Origin of the sequence: Endozoicomonas sp. YOMI1, assembly GCF_024606345.1 — a bacterium.
Lineage (GTDB): Bacteria > Pseudomonadota > Gammaproteobacteria > Pseudomonadales > Endozoicomonadaceae > Endozoicomonas.
This window is the reverse complement of sequence record NZ_JAHHPM010000242.1, coordinates 1-2,557: the sequence shown is the minus strand read 5'-3', so window position 1 is coordinate 2,557 and position 2,557 is coordinate 1. Positions and strand designations below refer to the sequence as shown.

At 47.6% G+C, this 2,557-nt stretch carries 4 protein-coding genes; all 4 read left to right on the top strand.

What is annotated here, in order from left to right; translation table 11 throughout:
- Positions 1-247, top strand: a 247-nt coding sequence (locus KDK15_RS08430) for a hypothetical protein (RefSeq protein WP_257294915.1), incomplete at its 5' end; no start/stop codon positions are given.
- Positions 248-454: 207 nt separating this feature from the next.
- The gene (gene xerD, locus KDK15_RS08425; protein ID WP_257294914.1) at positions 455-1,363 is read left to right on the top strand and encodes a site-specific tyrosine recombinase XerD; all 909 of its coding nucleotides are present in this window, start codon (positions 455-457) and stop codon (positions 1,361-1,363) included.
- Positions 1,364-1,446: 83 nt separating this feature from the next.
- On the top strand, positions 1,447-1,590 hold the full coding sequence (locus KDK15_RS08420) for a hypothetical protein (protein ID WP_257294913.1): 144 nt from the start codon (positions 1,447-1,449) through the stop codon (positions 1,588-1,590).
- Positions 1,583-2,368 (top strand): thioredoxin fold domain-containing protein, encoded by a 786-nt coding sequence (locus KDK15_RS08415; protein WP_257294912.1) that lies wholly within the window; start codon positions 1,583-1,585, stop codon positions 2,366-2,368. The genes KDK15_RS08420 and KDK15_RS08415 overlap by 8 nt, the downstream gene beginning before the upstream one ends.
- Positions 2,369-2,557 lie beyond the last annotated feature (189 nt).

The following is a 2,557-nucleotide window of genomic DNA, read 5'->3' as shown; positions in this document are numbered from 1 at the left end:
ATACCTGTGTTTGGCCGTTACCCTATCAGGCCAGACGAAATTTGTTGCTATGGGGCATCCCGTGGAGCGCAAATCCAGAAAAAACGGTCAGTATGAGACTTTCACCCAATCAAATGGGATAAAATTATACAACCATGGTGGCACACCTTCAGAATTTTACGGGAAAGATATATATCAGTTAGAAGAAATTGAAGCATCGCTGAAAATAAACATAAAGGAAGAAAAAAAGAAGGACCAAAAAGTATGAAACAAAAAGCATAAAATAAAAAACAGGAAAACAAGAACTGCATGGATGCAGGAGCAGTTGCCGGGAGTGACTGATCACTTAGTCAGGAAATATGTTTTCATTTGATTAACCAATTATTACAGCAATGCAAAACTCATAGCTAAGGTGCTATGCAAAGGGAACTGATATCATCTACACTATCGTACAATATTGAATCTATTGATTGCCATGCCAACCCCCGCTTCTTTGGAAACACAGGCATTTTTACAACACCTCTGGCTTGAACGAGGCCTTAGCAAAAATACCCGTGAAGCTTACCAACGGGACCTACTGCTGTTCTCTGAGTGGCTGCAAGAGCACACTCAAAACACCGGCAAGCTATTACTCACAGCCAGCGAAGAGGACCTTCGCCGGTTTCTGGGCTGGCGTTATGAGCAGGGTTATCACCCTCGGTCAACCGCCCGGCAAATATCCAGCCTGAGAGCCTTCTACCGTTACCTGTTGCAATCTGAACAGATCACCACCGATATTACGGCCAATATTGGCATGCCCCGTCAGGGTAAGGCGTTGCCAAAAACATTGTCAGAAGAAGATGTAGAGTCACTGCTCAGCAGCCCGGATACCAAAACCGCCATTGGTCTTCGTGATCGTGCCATGCTTGAGATCCTGTATTCCTGCGGCCTGAGAATCTCAGAGCTGGTGAACCTGAAGATGGGCAATATTAATCCAAGACAGGGTGTGCTCCGCATTATTGGCAAAGGCCAAAAGGAACGGCTGGTACCCATGGGCCAGAATGCCATTGAATGGCTGGAGCAGTATATACGACAGGCAAGAGGTAATCTGCTGAACCAGTATGAAAGCCAAACCCTGTTTCCGGGTCGCCAGGGCCGCCCAATGACCCGTCAGACCTTCTGGCATCGGATCAAGCACTACAATACGATTGCTGGTATCAATACCGACGTTTCTCCTCATGTCCTTCGACATGCTTTTGCCACTCACCTTCTGAACCATGGTGCAGATCTTCGAGTGGTCCAGCTGTTGCTTGGCCATAGCGATCTGTCCACCACCCAAATATATACCCATATCGCCAAACATAGGCTCTCAGAGCTGCACCGCGAGCACCATCCAAGAGGATAATCTGACCGTCTTAAACTATTTTTCAGAACTCCTTACCAGATAACAGTGTCCAAGCGATAAAACAGGAAGAAATAAGGCTACACTTGCCTGTTTTTATCCAGCGCTTCTCTCCAATGCTGGAACGGCTTGCCGATAGCCCCTGTGATGCCCGGGCTACCCATTGGTATACTGCCCTGTCGGCAGTCTGGCTTATCTTTGTGGATCAATTAAGGAATCAGTATGTCTAAACTCTCTGCGCTTCTGTTAACGGCCATTATGACCAAAACCGCTGGCTGGTCTGTGGCCGTCAATGCAGAAGCTACCGGCAAGGACAGCAACCATCAGACACCCGAGACCCTGATTGAAAGTCAGCTGAAAAAACTTGATGCCACCATTCCCATTGAGTCGATCACCAAAAGCCCGATGCCTGGCGTCTACAAAATTATGCTCAAAGGTGGCTTTGTTCTCTATAGCAGCGAAAACGGACAGTATTTTATCAAAGGCGATCTGTTGGAAGTACGTGGTAGCCAGCTGGTTAACCTGACGGAAGAGGTGAAAAGCCAGCAAAACGCCAGGCTACTCAAATCCCTGAACAAGGAAGATATGGTGATTTTTTCACCGAAAGGTGAAACCAAAGGTGTTGTGTATGCCTTCACGGATGTCGACTGTGGCTACTGCCGTAAACTGCACCGGGAGGTTGACCAGTTAAATGCGCTGGGTATTGAACTGCGCTATCTTGCTTTCCCCCGGGGCGGTCAACAATCGCCAGTGCATGGCAAGATGACCAATGCCTGGTGTTCAGTAGACCGTAAACAGGCATTAACCGACCTGAAAACCGGCAAGTCCATAAGTGCAGAAATTAAAGGTGATAAGGCAGCGTGCAGTACTGTCATTGATAATCACTACAACCTGGGTGTCCAGATGGGCATTAACGGTACTCCGGCAATGGTTCTGGAAAACGGTCAGGTTATTCCGGGCTATCGCCCTGCTGCCGATATTGCCAGAATCATCGAAAGTCAGTCTTGATTTATGGGGGGCCCGCCTGGCTCCTTAGCACAAACTGAAACCCTGCCTGGACCGGAATTTGGCCATTACAGATAGATCATTTTCTTTGTCATAAGTAGTTGGCCAAATGGAATCGTATTTTCTGGCTAAGTGAACAGTTACAATGCAAGGCACAACGAAGGGAGCATAGCCGTAGCTATGTGACCGAAG